Source organism: Epilithonimonas xixisoli (assembly GCF_004365655.1).
Classification (GTDB): domain Bacteria; phylum Bacteroidota; class Bacteroidia; order Flavobacteriales; family Weeksellaceae; genus Epilithonimonas; species Epilithonimonas xixisoli.
Genome location: NZ_SOEO01000001.1, coordinates 403928 through 422526, shown reverse-complemented (window position 1 = coordinate 422526; position 18599 = coordinate 403928). Strand labels below are relative to the sequence as shown.

15 protein-coding genes are annotated in these 18599 nt (G+C 36.1%); 13 read left to right on the top strand and 2 right to left on the bottom strand.

Annotation, left to right across the window (positions count from 1 at the left end):
* The first annotated feature begins 46 nt into the window (after positions 1–46).
* The 12 genes from groL (at position 47) to B0I22_RS01980 (ending at position 12770) form a co-directional block, all read left to right on the top strand.
* Positions 47–1669: a chaperonin GroEL gene (gene groL, locus B0I22_RS02035; protein ID WP_133942945.1), complete on the top strand. Its 1623-nt coding sequence runs from the start codon at positions 47–49 to the stop codon at positions 1667–1669.
* A 387-nt stretch (positions 1670–2056) separates the two neighbouring features.
* Positions 2057–2590, top strand: coding sequence for a hypothetical protein (locus B0I22_RS02030; protein WP_133942944.1), 534 nt, complete (start codon positions 2057–2059; stop codon positions 2588–2590).
* Positions 2590–3423 carry a CsgG/HfaB family protein gene (locus tag B0I22_RS02025; RefSeq protein WP_133942943.1) on the top strand — a complete coding sequence of 278 codons (834 nt, stop codon included), beginning with the start codon at positions 2590–2592 and terminating at the stop codon, positions 3421–3423. The genes B0I22_RS02030 and B0I22_RS02025 overlap by 1 nt, the downstream gene beginning before the upstream one ends.
* 10 nt (positions 3424–3433) lie before the next feature.
* Positions 3434–3829, top strand: coding sequence for a hypothetical protein (locus tag B0I22_RS02020; protein ID WP_133942942.1), 396 nt, complete (start codon positions 3434–3436; stop codon positions 3827–3829).
* A gap of 187 nt (positions 3830–4016) precedes the next feature.
* Positions 4017–4661 carry a hypothetical protein gene (locus B0I22_RS02015; RefSeq protein ID WP_133942941.1) on the top strand — a complete coding sequence of 215 codons (645 nt, stop codon included), beginning with the start codon at positions 4017–4019 and terminating at the stop codon, positions 4659–4661.
* Between the two features lie 58 nt (positions 4662–4719).
* Entirely contained in the window at positions 4720–5607 is an 888-nt protein-coding gene (locus B0I22_RS02010; protein ID WP_221411210.1) for a DUF6175 family protein, read from the top strand.
* A 10-nt stretch (positions 5608–5617) separates the two neighbouring features.
* Positions 5618–6556, top strand: a complete 939-nt coding sequence (locus B0I22_RS02005) for a hypothetical protein (RefSeq protein WP_133942940.1) — start codon at positions 5618–5620, stop codon at positions 6554–6556.
* A 150-nt stretch (positions 6557–6706) separates the two neighbouring features.
* On the top strand, positions 6707–8776 hold the full coding sequence (locus B0I22_RS02000) for a M48 family metallopeptidase (protein ID WP_133942939.1): 2070 nt from the start codon (positions 6707–6709) through the stop codon (positions 8774–8776).
* A gap of 159 nt (positions 8777–8935) precedes the next feature.
* A complete protein-coding gene (locus tag B0I22_RS01995; RefSeq protein WP_133942938.1) occupies positions 8936–9550 on the top strand; it encodes a Pr6Pr family membrane protein in 615 nt (204 codons plus the stop codon).
* A 1-nt stretch (position 9551) separates the two neighbouring features.
* Positions 9552–9836 (top strand): hypothetical protein, encoded by a 285-nt coding sequence (locus B0I22_RS01990; RefSeq protein ID WP_166668157.1) that lies wholly within the window; start codon positions 9552–9554, stop codon positions 9834–9836.
* Positions 9837–10065: 229 nt separating this feature from the next.
* Entirely contained in the window at positions 10066–10638 is a 573-nt protein-coding gene (locus B0I22_RS01985) for a hypothetical protein (protein WP_133942936.1), read from the top strand.
* An 11-nt stretch (positions 10639–10649) separates the two neighbouring features.
* Entirely contained in the window at positions 10650–12770 is a 2121-nt protein-coding gene (locus tag B0I22_RS01980; RefSeq protein WP_133942935.1) for a cation:proton antiporter, read from the top strand.
* 75 nt (positions 12771–12845) lie between these two features.
* Here the strand turns inward: B0I22_RS01980 and B0I22_RS01975 are convergent, their stop codons facing one another.
* Together B0I22_RS01975 and B0I22_RS01970 are read right to left on the bottom strand one after the other, a co-directional pair.
* A complete protein-coding gene (locus B0I22_RS01975; RefSeq protein ID WP_133942934.1) occupies positions 12846–13214 on the bottom strand; it encodes a septal ring lytic transglycosylase RlpA family protein in 369 nt (122 codons plus the stop codon).
* A gap of 625 nt (positions 13215–13839) precedes the next feature.
* Positions 13840–17325, bottom strand: a complete 3486-nt coding sequence (locus tag B0I22_RS01970) for a glycosyltransferase family 117 protein (RefSeq protein WP_133942933.1) — start codon at positions 17323–17325, stop codon at positions 13840–13842.
* A gap of 218 nt (positions 17326–17543) precedes the next feature.
* Between B0I22_RS01970 and B0I22_RS01965 the strand changes: the two genes are divergently transcribed.
* On the top strand, positions 17544–18581 hold the full coding sequence (locus B0I22_RS01965) for a PLP-dependent cysteine synthase family protein (protein ID WP_133942932.1): 1038 nt from the start codon (positions 17544–17546) through the stop codon (positions 18579–18581).
* Positions 18582–18599 lie beyond the last annotated feature (18 nt).

Below are 18599 nucleotides of genomic sequence, written 5' to 3'. Positions count from 1 at the left end.
TTAAATTCATTAATACATTGTACAAAGTACATTAATACAACAAAAAATGGCAAAAGAAATAAAATTCGATATCGAATCAAGAGACGCTTTGAAAAGAGGTGTTGACGCATTAGCAAATGCAGTAAAAGTAACTTTGGGACCAAAAGGTAGAAACGTGGTAATCGAAAAATCTTTCGGTGCGCCTCACGTAACTAAAGACGGTGTTTCTGTAGCTAAAGAAATCGAACTTGAAGACAGAGTAGAAAATATGGGTGCTCAAATGGTGAAGGAAGTTGCTTCCAAAACCAATGACATCGCTGGAGACGGAACGACTACTGCAACTGTTTTGGCACAAGCAATCGTAAGAGAAGGTCTTAAAAACGTAGCCGCTGGTGCAAACCCAATGGATTTGAAAAGAGGAATTGACAAAGCTGTTTCTGCAGTGGTTGAAAACCTTAAATCTCAATCTCAAACTGTTGGTGATTCTACAGAAAAAGTGAAGCAAGTTGCTTCTGTTTCTGCAAACAACGACGAAACTATCGGTTCATTAATCGCTGAAGCTTTCGGAAAAGTTGGGAAAGAAGGTGTAATCACTGTTGAGGAAGCAAAAGGTATTGATACAACTGTAGATGTTGTAGAAGGTATGCAGTTTGACAGAGGTTTCCAATCGCCTTATTTTGTAACCAATCCTGAGAAAATGGTTGCTGAATTGGACAATCCTTATATTCTTTTGGTTGAGAAAAAAATCTCTTCAATGAAAGAATTATTGCCAGTTCTTGAGCCAGTTGCACAAGGTGGAAAATCATTATTAATCATCTCTGAAGAAGTTGAAGGAGAAGCGTTGGCAACTTTGGTTGTGAACAAATTGAGAGGTTCTCTTAAAATTGTTGCTGTGAAAGCGCCAGGATTTGGTGACAGAAGAAAAGCAATGTTGGAAGACATCGCAATCTTAACAGGTGGAACTGTAATCTCTGAAGAAAGAGGTTTCACAATGGAGAATGTAACGATCGAAATGCTTGGAACTGCAGAAAAAGTTTCTATTGATAAAGACAATACAACTATCGTAAACGGTGGTGGCGAGGAAGCTCAAATCAAAGGAAGAGTTTCTCAAATCAAAGCTCAGATGGAAACGACTACTTCTGACTATGACAAAGAAAAACTTCAAGAGAGATTAGCTAAATTAGCTGGTGGTGTTGCTGTACTTTACGTAGGTGCCGCATCTGAAGTCGAAATGAAAGAGAAAAAAGACAGAGTTGACGATGCACTTCACGCTACAAGAGCAGCTGTTGAAGAAGGAATCGTTGCTGGTGGTGGTGTTGCTTTGGTAAGAGCTATTTCTGCGCTTAACTTCCAAGGTGATAACGCTGACGAAACAACTGGTATCAAAATCGTAAAAAGAGCGATTGAAGAACCATTGAGACAAATCGTTGCTAACGCTGGTGGCGAAGGTTCTGTAATCGTTGCGAAAGTAGCAGAAGGAACTGGAGATTTCGGTTATAACGCAAAAACTGACGAATATGTGAATATGCTAGAAGCTGGAATCATCGATCCAACTAAAGTTACAAGAGTTGCTCTAGAAAACGCAGCTTCAGTTTCTGGAATGCTTTTGACAACTGAATGTGTAATCACAGAGGTGAAAAGCAACGAACCTGCAATGCCAATGGGCGGCGGTATGCCAGGAATGATGTAATTATAAGCATTCGAGCAATTATAAATTTTAAAACCGTTCAGATTTTTTCTGAGCGGTTTTTTTTATTTAAAAAAAAATAATATTCTTCTAATGAAATTCATATTCAAACCTCTATATAACAACATAATTACAATATTCTTTATTCAGAATTGACAATAATCGTTTAAGACATAATAATTCATAAATGTATTGAAATACGATTCGCCAAAATCTAAACAGAATCAAATGTTTAAAATAGATAAATAACCAAAACGGAATTAATATTTTAAACAAAAACAAACCAAACAAATAAAATAATCATACCAACCAAAACATATCTATTAAAATAAATCATAATCATCTTTTGTTTTTTGAAAATTTCATTTACATTTGAAAAAAATTCAACTAATGAAAAAACTATTAATGGCTGCCTTCGTTTTCGCTAGCCTCACCTCTGCAATCGCACAAACATCGAGAGAAGATTTCAAAGCTTCTATGGAACGTGTAGAAAAATTAGGAAAACTTTCCGCTCCCAAAACGACAAGTGTTACAACACTGGACAAATTAAACTCAGAAATTGGAGATTCTGCCAAAGAATCTATGAAAATCTCTCCTTTACTGCAAAACCTTTATTACAGATCAATCGGACAAACCAACGATGGCGTAACCGATGTAAAAGTGAAGAAACCAACTTTGAAAGAATGTGAAGAATTGGCGCTTAGAATCTTTTCTCAATCTAAAAATGTTCAAGCATTTGCAGCTAATGTAACTTCAGTTTCGTCAGAATCTATGTCTGTTACCAATCCTTTGAAACTGGCCAAAATAGGATCCGCTGTGAAATATGCGAAAAATGCTTCTACAATTCTAGGCGAAGAATCTGTTTTTCAGACAAAAGCAATCAAAAGCATTATTCAAACTGTAAAATCTGCAGGTAACCTATAATGACTAAAAAATTATTATTCCTACTGATTGCTCTGTCTTTCAGTAGGATTTCTGCGCAAAAAGATGACAGAATTGTCATAGGTGTTACCGCTTTTACTTGTGATGAGAATCCTAGATTTGTAGGCCTTGTGACGGAAAAAGTAGTAGAAATGCTGACGAATGCCAAACGTTTCCGTGTGGTGGACAGAACCAGCTCAGACCGCGTGAACGACGAATTGGAACTTCAAAAATCCGAAGCTTTTATAGACAGTAAAAACGTAGTGGAACAAGGTGCAAGTTTGGCCGCTGAAAAAATCATTACAGGACATATTACCAAAATCCCAGTTTATTCTATGAAAGGAGCAAACGGCGGTGTGAATGGCTACAAAGCAAGCGTTGCGTTTCAGATGAAAATCGTGGATGTGGCGACAGGACTTAGCACAGATGCAACGAGTTTTGAAGGTAAAGCAAGCGAATTGATGCTTTCTCCGGAAAGTGCTGTTCAAAACGCGATAAAATCTATCCAAACAGAAATCAACCAGTATTTTAAATTGAATTTCCCACTTCAAGGTAAAATTGTAAAACTTTTGCCAGATGACAAAAACAGAACTAAAGTATTGGTAAACTTAGGAAAACACGCTGGAATCAACGTTGGCGACAAGCTTTCTGTAGAAATGATTGAACTGATAGACGGACAAAAATATCCACAAAAAATTGGTACTGTAGAAGTGGTCAATCTTGCAGGAGACAACTTGAGCGAGGCAATCGCTTCTGACAGAAAATCGGCTCAAAGCATCAGCTCCAACTTCTCCGAGTCCAAAAAACTGGAATGCACATTAATCACTAAAAAATAAGCTTCCGCCTATGAAATCTTTATTTTTTCTATTCGCTTTTGCAATCGGTTTACTGAGTTGCAATAGCCGAAATCACGCATCCGACATTCAGGTAATTGATTCCAACGACAGTTCGATGACTTTGAACATCACAGACCAAAAACCAGAATACACAGCAATCTATCATTTGTTATTCCGTGGAATTCCCAACAGCAACCAAACCACGCCATTGATTTCCACATCGGAAGAAGCAACAGAAAAACAATTTCCTGAATATTTCAAAAAACTATTCAACGAAAACAGATACAAAACCTTTGTGACTTCATCTTCCAAAAACGGCAATGGAAGCCAAAGAGTGGTTGTAAACACAAGAGCTTTAAGATTGGACTTGGAACAAAATTCTATCATTAGAAAATTCGGTTATTAAATCAATTAATTTGGGCAACTTTTCCGCCTTCCGCTCCCAATCTTTTTTGCAGAAAATTTCAAATTCAATAGAACTTAATTAAAAGCAAAAAAGGATTTACGCTCAAGTCGGGTTGCGAGCAATTCAACGTTTAGTACTAAGGTCAAAAACATTGAACAAGCTCAAATTAACATAACTATACAAGAAAATGACACAAGAAAATAAAACACTTAGTATTGCAGAAAAAGTGAAAGCCTTGGCAATGGGTCTTATCGGCTCTTTCTTTTTCACTTGGGGATTAACCTATTTTCAGGAACAGTCAGAGTACAGAGTTCCTAGAATTTTGATACCTGTTTTTGAACTTTTTGGAAATATTGGATTAGCAATCGGGCTTCTAATATTAGGATTGGGATTGATGTTTTTTGCCTATAAAAAATTTACAGAATATGGTGGAAAACCAATCATAATGTTGATTTTGCTACCAGTGTTGGTCATTTCTTCATTTATGATTTCCAAATCGACTCAAAACACCGACAAAAGAACTACGGAAGAAAAAATTGAATCAATTAGAGAAAAAGCTAATGTTCAAAATGATAAAATGGAACGTCCAAAAATGGACAACCAAAAAGCGAATGATTTTCTTGATAAGAGAGAAAAATTATTAGCCGAAATGACTAAAGCAAAAAACTCGCAAGACGAAGCAACTTTCAAAAAATTGGAAAGCCAGTTTTGGGGATTGAACAAAGACTTTGCAAAAATTACTATGGAAATTAGTAAAGATAAAAATTACATTGCTTTTATCTCATACAGCGATAAAATTACCAATGATGTCAAAAATCTTATTGGAAAATAAAATACCATTTTACGAGATAAATTAAAATCATTTCATTAAAAAAATCAACAATAACTCAATGAAAAATATCTATAAAAAAACAAGCTTCCTTTTCCTGTTTGTTTTATCCATTTCAAGAATATTTGGTCAATCGACTCCAAATACCACAACCGTTCAACCCAAAATAATGGTTATTCCTTATGTTGGCGAAGGTGAAGATTTGCGTACAGTTCTTGAAAACGATGTCAACAAAAGAATCGCCATCACAAAAGTGAAAGAAATTTTCGATTCCAAAGGATTTACGACCGTTGATTTCGTGGCAAAATTGAAATCTGCAAAAGACAACAACGTTTTCACTTCCGACAATCAAACCGATGTAAAAGACCAGATTGTACAAATGTCTGGCGCAGACATCTACGTTCAAACCGAGGTGAATGAAGTGAGCAGTAATTCCGGAAACTCAGTTTCTGTGGTAATTTCTGCTTATGAAGCTTCGACTGGAAATTCACTTTCAAACAAAGTTGGGCAAAGTGGCAAATTCTACACAGACGATTTTGGAAAACTGGCTTCCAAAGCGGTAGAAAGTGTGTCTGAGGAATTCATCAATACGATGCAGAACAAATTCACAGACATCGTGAACAATGGAAAATCTATCAACATCGATATTAGTTTTGCACAAAGTTCCAATTTCAAAATGTCATCTGAAGTGGCGCCGGAAAATCTTCCGCTTTCTGACCAAATCGAAATGTGGATGGAGAAAAATGCTTACAAAAACAATTACCACATCCAAGGAACAACTGACAAAAGAATGATTCTGGATGATGTGAAAATCCCTTTGAAAGACGCGAATGGAAAGAATTACAACCCGAACAAATTTGCTCTGGAAATCTTCAAATTCTTCAAAACATTGAATATGCAAACGGACAAAGACATCAAAGGAAACACCATCTACATCACCATAAAATAAACACAAAACGATGAAAAAAATACTTTTATTCTCCGTAATGCTTTTGGGCACGTTTGGTTTTTCGCAAACCTCGGCTGACATTGGAAAAATCCAACTTTCTATCCATTTCAGCCAGGAACAGCAAAACAGTTTTGATTATGACTTATTGACAAAAATCGACGGAAAATTAACCCAAATGTTATCCGAAAACGGATTGGTTTCTACCGATTACAACAATGGATTAGTTTTGCAACCGAACCTCATCATCAACGGAAACGAAGTTGTAGAAGGCGGAATGCAAAACGTAAACGTCACCAATCTGACTTTACAATTGCTCATCAAACAAGACCAAACAAATTTGGTTTTCTCCAGCTATTCCAAACAATTGAAAGGAACGGGAAGAGACCAATATTCCGCTTTGAACAACGCCATCAATTCTTTGTCCTCGAATGACCCGGCATTGGTAAAATTCATCAACAACGGAACTGAAAAACTATTGGCTTACTATCAAGCGAATTGTAATCAAATCCTTACAAAATCTGCCAATCTGGAAAAAAACGGACGATATGAAGAATCTTTAGCTTTACTATTATCGATTCCGGAAAAAGCGAGTTGTCACAAAACGGCTCAGACAAAATCTATCGAAACTTATAAAAATTATCAACGAAAAAACTGTGCATCATTCATCAAAGAAGCGAAAATGTACATCGCTGACAAAAACTATGAATCTGCATTTGGCGTTCTTTTGGGAATCGACAGCACTTCGCCTTGTTCCGCAGAAAGCAATGCTTTGGTAAAAAATATTGAGAGCAAAATAAGTGCAGAGGACAAAAAGCAATGGGATTTGCAAATGAAAATGTATAATGACGATGTAGCTTTGGAAAAACTGAGAATCAATGCGATAAAAGATGTGGCGGTTTCTTATTATAAAAGTAAAACCAGACCGAACCAAACGATTATTGTGAAATAAATTTTTTTATTAAACTAACTTTATTTATTTGACCATTCGGATTTTTCCGAGTGGTTTTTTTTGTGAATAAATTAATAATTTAATATTATCAACATTAGAAATATCAATGATTTTTTTATTTTTACGGAAAATTAATAAGCCATCAATTTTATGACCGTAGAAGTTTCCTCAGATTTCAGGAAAAAAGCAAAATCTGCCATTTTCGCCATCATTCTGTTCATTATTGTTTACATTTTATTATTCCTTTCTGCCATTGCGCTCACGGTTGGATGCATTACTGCAGGGATATTTTTGATTATTGCAAAACCAATGTTCCTGACTTTGATGCTCGGTGTGGGACTTGCCAGTTTGGGTGTTTTGATTTCATATTTCCTGATTAAATTTCTTTTCAAAAAACACGTCAACGACCGAAGCTATTTGACCGAAATCACCCGAAATCAAGAACCTCAACTTTTCCAAATGATAGACGAAATCGTGAAGGAAGCCGGAACAGATTTCCCGAAAAAAGTTTATCTGGCTTATGATGTGAATGCGAGTGTTTTCTACGATTCCAGTTTTTGGAGTATGTTTTTGCCGATTAAGAAAAACCTCATCATCGGAATTGGTCTTGTAAATGCTTGTACGAAACAAGAACTGAAGGCAATTCTCGCGCACGAGTTCGGACATTTTTCCCAAAGATCGATGAAAGTGGGAAGCTATGTTTACAATGTGAATCAAATCATTTTTAATTTGGTGAATGACGACGAATCTTATAAAAACACCATCCAAAGTTGGGCAAATGCAAGTGGATATTTTGCCATTTTTGCAGGATTGGCAATTAAAATTACGCAAGGCATCCAGTGGATTCTTAACAAGATGTATTCTTTTGTGAACATCCGTCATATGGCGCTTTCCCGGGAAATGGAGTTTCACGCCGATGAAGTTTCTGCCAACATCGCTGGATCGCTGGCTTTGGAAGAATCGCTTTTAAGGCTGGACTTGGCAGATAATTCTTATAACAATGTCCTCAATTTCTATGAAAACAAAATCAAGGAAAACAAAGCCAGCAAAAACATCTACAAAGAACAGAGTTATGTAATGGGATTTTTGGCGAAGGAAAGTGATTTGGAAAACAAAAACGATTTGCCTGTTGTAAAACTGGAAGAAGCTGGACTTTTCAACAAATCAAAATTGGTGATTGAGAATCAGTGGGCGTCCCATCCGTCAACAGAAGACAGAGTTGTCCGTCTTAGACAATTGAATATTCAAAAAAATGCAGACAATCAGCCGGCAAAATTTCTATTCAAAAACTTTGAGGAGACGGAGGAAAAACTAACCACCAAATTGTTTTCGAATGTTCAATACGAAAGTGAGAAATCCAATCTGGAATTTGATCATTTCAAAGAAGAATTTGAAGCGAATTACAACAAAGATACTTTTGATAAAATTTTCAATAACTATTACGACAACAAAAATCCGGATAAATTTGATATCGAAAATTCTTCGCCGACCAATGAAAATCTAAGTTTTGACGAACTTTATGGTAAGGAAAAAATTGAAATTGCCTACAATTTGATTGCGCTTCAAAATGATAAAAGCACTATCGAAGCAATTTCCAAGAAGGAATTGGACATCAAAACTTTTGATTACGACGGAACAAAATACAAAGCTTCCGACGCAAAAAAACTGATTCCAACTTTGGAAAACGAGATCAAAACGCTGGAAAAAGAAGTCACAGAGAATGACATTAATATTTACCATTATTTCCTAAATCTTGCGAAAACTCAAAATCTGGAATCCGATTTCAAAAAAACCTATTCTGACTTTGCGGAATGCGATGCGACTTACGAAAATCAATTCCAACTGTATGTGGATCTCAGCAACGCGTTTGGCTTCGTGAGTGTGACAACGCCTTTTGACCAGATTGCAAAGAATTTCAAAAACAACATTCCTTTAGAAGCAAAACTAAAAGACGCGTTGAAAATCATTCTAAAAAATCCCCTTTTGGAAAACGAGATCAGCGAGGAAAACAGGAAAGATTTGGATTATTATGCGAATTATACGATGATATATTTCAGCCACAACGAGTATTTTGACAAAAATCTGCAACAATTGTTTTTTGCCATCAACAGTTATCAATATTACATTGCAAGAAATTACTTCCTTTTGAAGAAAAAACTTTTGGATGAGATGTCCAGTTTAGAAAAAAACAAAAAACACGCTGAAGTTTCTTCGTTCTAAAATTTCTAACCGTTCAATTATTTTGAGCGGTTTTTTATTAGATTCTTCTCTCTGAAATAAAAATGATAATTTTAGAATTCAAAATTTCTTTAAATATATCAAGGTCAAAACACAATAGCATAATCAACTAAAAATCAATCGAATAAAAATCAGAGAATAATGAAAAGTTTAAATTTTAAAATAATCTTCGCTTCCACATTAGCCTTACTCGCTTGGTTTTGCGTGGTTCTTCAATTTTATATTTCGCCTGATAATTTCATTACAGTTATCAGTTATTTTACGGTTTTATGCAATTCTTTGATTGCAATTAGTTTGACGTTTTCGACATTTTTCCCTAAAACCAAGTTGGGAAGTTTCTTCTCCACTCTTTCCGTCAAAACGGCGATTGCTTTGTATATATTCATCGTCTTTGTGGTTTACAATACCGTTTTGCGAGGAATTTGGAAACCTACAGGTTGGCAATTGTTTTTGGATAATATGTTGCACGTCGCCATTCCAATTCTGTATGTTTTGTATTGGCTTTTCTTTGTGACAAAAGGAAAACTGAGTTGGAAAAATGGTTTCTATTGGCTGATTTTTCCGCTGGTTTATTTGATTTATTCGTTGATTCGCGGACCGATTGTCAATTGGTATCCCTATCCTTTTCTTAATGCTTCAAACCTTGGTTACAGTCAAGTTAGTCTTAATATATTAATAATGCTTTTCGTCTTCTTGATAAGCGGTTCGGCATTGATTTTCATTAATAACAAATTCGAGAAAGAGGTAACCAATTAAAATGAGTTTAAAAATGGGAAAGAAAGATTTAGAAAAATACATCCAAGACATCGGAACACCGCGAGACTATTCCGACAGCAAATTTCTGGTTTACGTCGAGTTTTACAAGCCCAGCAAGAAGCTGAAGAAAATTATCTCCGAACATTGCAAAGTCGTCAAAGAATTGGAATTTGGTTATCTCTGCGAAGCCCATTTGCAGGCAATTCCGGAAATTGCGAGATCTCTTTCATTGAAAAATCACGGAATTTATCAAATTGTAAGATTGGTAAAACTTCCTGGATATTAAATTCACGATTTTTTGAAGTTAAATTGATTGTGAAACTTAAAAAATCACATCGAGTAGAATTTTAATGAATTAAATATTTATAATTATTTTCATTAATAAATCCACCACAACCTTCAATGTTCTAGTATTTTGAGAGAAAATAATTAATCAAAACTACCAATCCAGCGTTTTCCAAAGTTGTGGCTTTGCATATTTTTTGTTATATTGAAATTCAAAAATAAATCAAATTATGCCGAGAAGTACGAAAATCCTATTGTTATGCTGTGTATCCCTATTTCTATTTTCCTGCAAGGAGAACGAACGCGAAAAACAGCTTGATGCAAGGGAAAGACTCTTGTCTGAAAAAGAAAATGTCTTTTCTCAAAAGGAAGCAGAATTTGATGCGCTTTTGAAAATGAGAGACAGTCTCTACGCGAAAAAAATAGATTCTGTGGTGATTCCGACTTGGCCAGAAGAAATTCTCGGGAAATGGAACGGAAAAGTGATCTGTACAGAATCTACTTGCTCCGACTATGTGATTGGCGACCAAAGAACCGACGTTTGGGAATTTGTGAATGATTCTCTGCAAACTTCCGTGAATGTTTACAGCAAAAATAATTTGGTCAGAACTTACGCCGGAAAACTGGAAAACAACGAAATCAAACTCAATTTCAGAACCGATTCTACTTCTTCAAAACTTGTTGATATGAACATTCGCCTCAATGAGATTTCACCAGAAAAGATTCGTGGAAGAAGAATGATCACTGTAAACAACAACTGTTCTGCTGTATTTTCTGTAGAATTGGTACGTCCATCAAAATAAAAAACACACAAATGCTTCTAAGTATTCACAACCTCAGTCTTCCTTTGGAAGATCCTGTTCTGAAATTTTTGGTGGTTCTCATCATCATTCTCAGCGCACCATTGTTACTCAACAAAATCAAAGTTCCACATCTTTTGGGACTCATCATCGCTGGCGCAATCATTGGCCCAAATGGTTTCAATGTTCTCTCGAGAGATAGCAGTATTGTGGTAACTGGAACAACAGGACTACTCTATATTATGTTTCTCGCCGGTCTGGAGATCGATATGGGCGATTTCAAAAAGAACAAGTGGAAAAGTTTGACTTTTGGACTCTACACCTTCATCGTTCCATTTGTGCTGGGATTTGTGGGAGCCTATTATCTTTTAGGATTTTCATTATTGACCTCAGTTCTTTTTGCCAGCTTGTTCTCGTCACACACTTTGATCGCTTATCCATTGGTCAGCAAATTGGGCGTTGCGAAGAATCTCTCTGTAAACATAACCGTCGGTGGAACTATGATTACCGATGTTTTGGCGTTATTGGTTTTGGCGGTGGTCGTTGGAATGTCTCAAGGAGACGTGGGCAGCGAGTTTTGGATCAAACTTTCTGGTTATGTTCTGGCATTCGGATTGGTGGTTTTATTAATTTTCCCAATCATTGGCAGATGGTTTTTCAAAAAAGTGGATGATAAGATTTCGCAATATATTTTTGTATTGGTAATGATTTATTTGGCCGCGCTTTTGGCAGAATTAGCCGGCGTAGAAGCAATTATCGGAGCGTTCTTGGCAGGATTAGCTTTGAACCGACTGATTCCACACACTTCTTCATTGATGAATCGGGTCGAGTTTGTCGGCAACGCGATTTTCATTCCTTTCTTTTTGATCAGCGTTGGGATGCTGATAGATTTCACGGTGTTTTTCAAAAGTTGGGAAACGATTCAAGTGGCTTCTGTAATGTTGGTCGCTTCCATTTTAGGGAAATATGTAGCCGCAGTTTTGACTCAGAAAACTTTCCGATTGACGAAGCAAGAAGGGAAATTGATTTTTGGATTAAGCTCCGCCTCTGCTGCTGCAACTCTAGCAGCCGTAATGGTTGGTTACAACATTATCCTTTCTGAAAGTGAATCTGGAGAGCCAATTAGATTATTAAACGAGCACGTTTTGAACGGTAGTATTTTATTAATATTGATTTCATGTACCATTTCATCCTTCATCTCGATGGCGAGTGCCGAGAAAATTGCGGAAGCAGAAAATGAAGATACACTTACCGGAAACAATCACGAGCAGGAAAATATCCTTCTGGCGCTTAATTATGAAGGAATGGTTGACAAGACTGTAAACCTTGGATTATTGGTAAAAAATCATTCCAACACAGAGAATATGTTCGGACTGAATGTCATTAATGAAGATAAAAATGATTCGTCCATCAAAAACGCTGAAAAAATCCTGAGTTACGCCGTGAACACCGCTTCTGCCGCAGATGTAAAATTAAAGCCTCTGACACGTTACGACAACGATGTGATCAACGGAATCAATAATGTGGTGAAAGAACAGAAAATCACCGACCTCATCATTGGATTGGAAGACGAGAAAGGTTTCTCCGCGTCATTCGCTGATAATCTTTATAATGGTTATTTGCAGAATAATGACATCAATATCTTCGTTTACCACGCTGCACAACCACTTTCGACGGTTAAACGTTATCTGGTGATGATTCCCGAGAATGCGCATTTGGAATCGGGATTCTTCCATTCCTTAGCCAGAGTTTGGAACATTGGTAAAAATTCTGGTGCGGTGATCAGTTTTTATGCACCTGAAAATATTATTAATGTCTTAAAGAAAATCATCAAGAAAGTCAATATTGAGGCAGACTTTGTCGTGATTAATTCTTGGGCAGATGCTGAGAAGAAGGCAGAAAAAATAAAAGATAACGAAGGATTGATTCTCATCTTGGCAAAACGAGGAATGACCTCATACTTTCCGAAGATGCGTTACATTCCGGATTTCCTCAACAAAAAACTTCCGAACAAGAATTATCTACTGATTTATCCGTACTCCAAAACGGACAATGACAATACGGAAATCCGATCTGTCCGTAATCACGATGATTTTGTCGAGATTGGAAATATCATCAAGAATATTTTCAGATAATTTGCAAAATCATCCAGCAACAAAAAAAGCCATCCGAATCCGGATGGCTTTTTAAACTTTAAAATAAGTTGAATTTTAGTCAATAATTTCATATTCAATTGCGATAGTTCCTTTTCTAAGATCGCCTATTGAATCAAACGCAGCTTTTGAGAGATCAAAGGCTCTAGATGAGTGGTATGGTCCTCTGTCGTTAACTCTAACTACAACACTCTTCCCAGAAATCAAATTAGTAATTTTTACTTCTGTTCCAAAAGGAAGCGTTTTATTGGCAGCGGTAAGTTCTTTGTTACTGAAAATTTCTCCGCTTGCTGTTTTCCTACCATTAAACTTATCGTGGTAGAACGATGCAAAACTTGTTTTAGCATCTGTGGCATAACTCTTGAAAGAATAAATGCCAAGTGTGGAAATCATCATTATGACTACAAGAAAAAATCTTTTGATCATTTTGAATTATTTTTTTGGGTTTTGACTCTGCAAAGATACCCCGAATGACTTCCCGAACTTCTAATTCTGGCTTTTACGCCATTTTATCCAGCTAATTCAAAATTCCGAACGCTTCAATAGACTTGCAGAAAGGAGAATGCGAAGAATGTTAAAAAACGTTAATTTAATTTCAATTTTGTTAATTAAATGTTATCTTAATCAAACGCAACAAATATTCAAAATACTAATTATCAACACTATAACAATTATTTAACTTTTGATTAAATTACACATAACATAAACCAAGGACTTTTTTAGCAAAAATTCAATAACACATCAGTCTTATTTAACTATTATTAATATTAATTTTGAGTTTATATAAAATATTATTCAAAATATTAAAATTATTAAAGAAAACAACTTGTATTAAATTCATAAAAATTTAACTATCAGATAGTTACATCAAATTAGAGAAAATTTTAACAGAAAAGAAAATTTCAGAACATAAATTTGTGGATTCATCAACTCAATTAAACTGATTATTTTATAATTTGATAGCAATATGGAATGATAAATCACATCCATTTTATTCATTAAAACAAAAAAACGGACAATCGCTTGTCCGTTTTTAATTTATAGAAGTGTATTATTGTGTCACTTTCATTAACTGCTTCGTGATATTATCCATCTTTTCAGCTTCGTAAGTCGTATCGTAATCCTTCATAATATCAAAAAGGTACGCATAGAAAGATGTTACTTTTTGAACATCTTCTGCCTTTTTGAAGGCTTTTTCTTTGCCCATTTCCTGCAAATCTTTGATGAATGTATTGAATCTCTTATCAATGACATTCACAGAATTTATTAGGTATTGGTAACCTTTGTCCTTTTGCCCAATCTTGTTGTAAGCATCAGAAACCGCACCCACAATAAGAGAATATTCCATTGGTTTGGTTTTCATTTGTCGGGATGCATAAACCTGGAATTTCGGAGATAGTTTGGTGTAATAATCATACTCAGCAAAGATTCCTTTTTTGAGATCTTCTGCCAGCTTAAGACCTTTTTGCTCTTGTCCGGCAACGATGTAAGCGTACACAATAGAACTAAGAGATCTTGGATCATTGTATTTAGAAACCGGGATTTCACGGTTGGCAAGATCCAGAATTTCGATGGCTTTTTTCTTGTCACCTTGCATTACCAAAGCTTCTGCAGCACGACTCGCAGACGATCTGTAGCTCACGATGTTCTGTGTACAAGTTTCATCAAAATGCGTATTCAAATCTTTGAAATTACCCCATCTGTAATTTTTCACAATATTGTAAAGCTCATCCGCATTCACCATTCCCAATTCGCCATCTACACCTTCTTCGGTTTTAATTGGAACCAGTCTATAGCTGTGGCCATCAAATTTCAAATAATTGGAAAGGAAAAACAGATTGCTCGGATCGTAAATTCCGCCACTGGAGAAATTGATTGGTCTTTTCCAATCGAAGTTCGCCAAGATATCCATCATCAGCATATTATTTTTGAACATGCTGGATCCTTTATAATTGATAACAATTTGCTTCTCTGCTTTCTGAGCTTCGGCTGGTGTGATGATGCCTGCTTTCACAGCATTGTTGACATTCACAGGAAGTATAAACTTCGAAACCGGAAGAAAATTGAACTTATGGAAACGCTCTTCACCAAAAACCATTTTAACGATTTCATCTTTCTCTGGAGATTTCATTTTCAAGAAGTTAACAGCTTCTTTCAAAGTCATAGAATCTTGAGTCAGATACTTTCTAAAAGCAGCAAACTCTGTATCTGGAGCGCCTTGATCTTTGAGATTGGCAAAAATAGTTTCCCAGTCGCCTTTGCTCATCATATAAACCTGATCGTTGCTTCCTTCACGGTAATCTTCATGTTCCAAAGTTGAAGGAACAGGCATAGAATTATAAGTTCTTCTTTTAACTTGATCGATATTCCAAGGCGTTGATAATAAAGTGAAATTCACCACTTTCACATCCGAACGGAATTCCTCAGTTTCTTGAATTGCCCAAACCGGATACGTGTCATTGTCACCATAAACGAACATAATTCCGTTTTTCGGTAACGATTTTAATGATGAGTAAGCGTAATCGTAGGCTGCATATCTCTCGCTTCTGTCGTGAACATTGTAGTTTTGGAAGCCCATCATCATTGGAACGCCTAACAAGACAACGCCAACCAAAATCTGCGCGCCTTTTGTTTTAATTTTTTTCTGGATTAACCAATAGATTGCCGCAACTCCTAAACCAATCCAAATTGCAAATGCGTAGAAGGATCCGACCATTGCGTAATCTCTTTCACGTGGTTCGAAAGGTTTCATTCCCGTGTAGAAGACGATCATTACACTCGTTAAAATAAATAATGATAATATAGAATAGAATCGTCCGAAATCCCGATTGAGTTGGAAGAAAAATCCAATTAATCCTAAAATCAATGGAAGCATAAAGAACTTGACGGTACTTTCATTCTGGAACTTCGCAGGCATTTCGGATTGATCGCCCCAAAGATTATTATCGATAAAAGGAATTCCGGTAATGAAGTTCCCGTGCGTGTTTTCCATATGTCCTTCCACATCATTTTGCCTTCCGGAATAGTTCCACAGCAAATATCTCACGAAGTAGAAATAATTCTGAAACGTAATAAAATAATCAAGATTCTGAGCCAAAGTCGGACGCTGAACATTGATCAAACCAAATTGTTTCGCCTTCAGATAATCATCCATTTTGATGGTTCCATTCTCATATTTCTGGCGAAGTTCGTCGAAGAATTGTTTTGCTTCCGGACTTTCTGAGATTTGCTCATTTCCATAATTGAAAGTGAAATCCGGCGCGCCGTACATTGAAATATAGTTTGGCATCACGGACTTGTCTTCGCTAAACATCCTTGGAAACAAACTTACGTGTTCCGGATTGAATACATAGTTGAATTTCTCTCCTACCAATCTGTAACGTCCTGTTTGTGGGTCTTTCTCGTAAGTATCGCCGGTTTTTTCGGTCTTATAACTTCCGTCTTCATTTTTCAGAATTCCATTTGGATCCAAATAAGCGGTGTAGTTTTGTCCGTACAAAGTTGGCCAATCTCCGTATTGCTCACGGTTGTAGTAATCCAACATTCCTAGAGCGTTATCTGGATCGTTCAGGTTCATTGGCGGATTTGCAATCGCACGAATCGGAATCACCAACCAACAAGAGAATCCAATCATCATATAAACCACGGATAATGCAATCGTCTGATAAAGTGACTTTCCTGTTTTTCTTGTATAAGTGATTAGTAAATAACAAAGTACAATCAAAATCACAAAGGCAAAAACGGTCCCTGAGTGGAAAGGCAATCCTAATCCATTAACAAAGAACACCTCAGATTTTCCAAACAACGTCATAATGACTGGGAAAATGATTTTGAAAACAATGATTAATATTAATAAAGTAACAGCATTGGCAATCAAAAATGACTTCCAAGTGAAGGTGTAATTTCTTGTGTAATAAATCAAACAAACCGCTGGCAAAGCCAACATACACATCATGTGAACCCCTACAGAAAGACCAATGATGAAGAATAAAAGAATGATCCAACGCTCGTTGTCTTTTTCAAGATATTCGTTTTCCCATTTTGTGATGAGCCAAACAATCAATGCTATGAACATACTTGCCATCGCATAAACTTCGCCTTCTACTGCAGAAAACCAAAATGAATCTGAAAATGTGAAACACAAAGCGCCAATTGCTCCGGAAAACAAAGCCGCAACCTCTTCTGCAACGGTAATATTTTCGAATTCTTTATTTAATAATCTTCTTACAAGATGTGTAATCGTCCAGAACAAAAACAAAATGGTAAATGCACTGCAAATTGCCGACATCGCATTGATTACCAATGAATAATTTTGTCCATCACCAAAGGCGAATAAGGCTACCACAGCGCCAACTAATTGGAAAAGTGCAGCTCCAGGTGCGTGTGTTACCTCCAGTTTTACAGCTGAAGAAATATATTCTCCGCAATCCCAAAAACTGAAATTAGGTTCTATGGTTGACAAATAAGTAAGTAATGCAATTCCGAAAACAACCCATCCGAGAATGGTGTTCCATTGTTTAAAAGTCCAGTTCTTCATATTTTAAATAAGAATATCGGCGAAATTAGCATTTTTCATTTAGTTATCGGTGTTTTTAACAAAATTTAAAATTTAGAAATTGATATAAATTAAAGAATTTTCATTAATTAAGTTGCAATATATCAGTCTTGTACTATATTAATATGTCAAAACAGAGAAACATTGCAATTTTTTATTTATTTTTGCAGACAGTTTTGGAGAGAAAAAATGATATAAAAATGACGAATGTATTCGATAATATTCTTGGTTTGATTGGCAACACACCGTTGGTCAAATTGAATCACGTTACCAAGGATATTCCTGCAACCATATACGCTAAGTTGGAATCTTACAATCCAGGTCATTCTACGAAAGACAGAATCGCTCTACACATCATAGAAAATGCGGAGAAAAAAGGAATCTTGAAACCAGATTCGGTCATCGTGGAAACTACATCTGGCAACACAGGATTTTCCATCGCAATGGTTTGCATCGTAAAAGGTTACAAATGCATTCTTGCCGTAAGTGACAAAACAAAAGCAGAGAAAATAGCTTACTTAAAAGCTCTTGGCGCAACAGTTTATGTTTGTCCAGCTTCTGTTCCGGCAGACGATCCAAGATCTTATTACGAAGTTGCAAAAAGAATTGCAAAAGAAACTCCGAACTCCGTTTATATTAATCAATACTTCAACGAACTTAATATTGATGCACATTACCAGACAACTGGCCCTGAAATTTGGAATCAGACTGAGGGGAAAGTTACGCACGTTTTCGCTTGCACAGGAACGGGAGGAACGCTTTCCGGAACTGCAAAATTCTTAAAAGAACAAAATCCTAATATCAAAGTAATCGGTGTAGATGCAGACGGATCTATATTGAAAACTTACCACGAGACAGGAAAAATCAATAAAACTGAAATCCATCCTTATCAAATCGAAGGTCTTGGGAAAAACTTGATTCCGGGTGCACTTCTTTTCGATAAAATCGATGAATATGTAAGAGTGAATGACGAAATGTCGGCTTATAGAACCCGTGAAATCGCATTGAAAGAAGCAATAATGGGCGGTTACACAACTGGAGCTGTTACTCAAGCTTTGATCCAATACGCTAATTCTCACGAGTTTAAAAATGATGATCTGGTTGTATTAATATTCCCAGATCACGGCTCACGCTACATCACCAAAGTTTACAGCGACAAATGGATGGAAGAGCAAGGCTTCATTAATAATTGTTTCCACAATTACGATGAGATCTTCAAAACAGAAATTATCAAATAGAATAAAGATAATAAAGTA